General features: G+C 61.9%; 2 protein-coding genes. Both read left to right on the plus strand.

What is annotated here, in order from left to right:
• The coding region (locus EN991_RS35705) for an aldo/keto reductase (RefSeq protein WP_164769639.1) at positions 1-346 on the plus strand (346 nt) is incomplete at its 5' end.
• 300 nt (positions 347-646) lie between these two features.
• Positions 647-1,518: ABC transporter substrate-binding protein (locus EN991_RS35710; protein ID WP_127370489.1), on the plus strand; the 872-nt coding region annotated here is incomplete at its 3' end.

The raw sequence follows: 1,518 nt of genomic DNA on the forward strand, positions 1-1,518 counted from the left end.
GCCGCTATGCGGGGCACAGCAGACCTCCTTGGTCATTGGCGGCGTGTTCAACTCCGGCATCCTGGCGACCGGCCCGGTGCAAGGCGCACATTTCGACTACCGCCCCGCCAGCCATGACGTGCTCGACCGCGTCGGCGCAATGGAGAGGATCGCCGCCGAGGGTGGCTATCCGCTCGCCGCCGCAGCGTTCCAATTCCCCTTGCATGAAGCTGCCGTCGCCACCGTACTGACCGGCACCGCCAAGCTGGCAAATCTGACGCGCAACCTCGAGCTGCTCGACATCGACGTACCGGAAACGGAATACGCCAAATATCGTCCCTACACGCTGGTGCAGGAGCTGGCGTGAAACTTCATGTTCTTGCGGCACATGGAGGAATGGATATTCCATATTGACGAATTGGTGGAATTAATATTCCATACGTTCCCAGAACGGAACGGAAGCGTGACGGCGCCAATGGGAGAACAGGGCGGGGGATCTGCCTCTGCCAGACCTCGCAACGACTGGTCAAACACCGCTTGCATCGATCTGTTCGATGCACTATCAAAACAGGGCAACTGTTTTTTATTGATAAAGTTCTGTTTGGGACCGCGCCTATCCGGACGGAGCTTCCGTATCGTTCACCGGGCGACTTAGGGAGGAAACCTCATGAAATTCGTGACCAGCATTCTCAACCGCCGCGCCGTCATGACGCTGGCAGCAGCTTCAATGCTCGCCGGCGTCATGCATTCGGCGCCGGTTTCGGCGGCGGACGTCACCATTCCGATCATCGTCAAGGACACCACGTCCTTCTACTGGCAGATCGTTCTGGCCGGCGCCCGCAAGGCCGGCAAGGATCTCGGCGTCAACGTGCCGGAACTCGGCGCCCAGGCTGAAACCGACGTCAACGGCCAGGTCTCGATCCTCGAGAACGCCGTTGCCAGCAACCCGGCGGCCATCGTCATTGCGCCGACCGAGTTCAAGGCGCTCGGCAAGCCGATCGATGAAGCCGCTGCCAAGGTGAAGGTCATCGGCATCGACTCCGGTGCCGACTCCAAGGCCTTCACCTCGTTCCTGACCACTGACAATGTGCAGGGCGGCCGCGTCGCTGCCGACGGCCTCGCCGCCGCCATCGGCGCCGCCAACGGCGGCAAGATCGAGGGCGACGTCGCCCTGATCACCAACGCACCGGGCGCCGGCTCGCTCGAACAGCGCAAGCAGGGCTTCACCGAACAGCTGGCCGCCAAATATCCGGGCCTCAAGCTGGTTGCCGACAAATATGCCGACGGCCAGGCCACCACCGGCCTCAACATCGCCACCGACCTGATCACCGCCAACCCGAACCTCAAAGGCATCTTCGCTTCCAACCTGATCATGGCGCAGGGCGTCGGCCAGGCCGTCGCGGAAAACAACCTAGGCGGCAAGCTGGCGCTGGTCGGTTTCGACAGCGACGAGAAGCTGATCAAGTTCCTCAACGACGGCGTCATTTCCGCCCTCGTCGTCCAGGATCCGTACCGGACGGGCTATGACGGCATCAAGAC

Origin of the sequence: Mesorhizobium sp. M7A.F.Ca.US.005.03.2.1 (assembly GCF_003997795.1) — a bacterium.
In the GTDB taxonomy this organism is placed as follows: domain Bacteria; phylum Pseudomonadota; class Alphaproteobacteria; order Rhizobiales; family Rhizobiaceae; genus Mesorhizobium; species Mesorhizobium ciceri.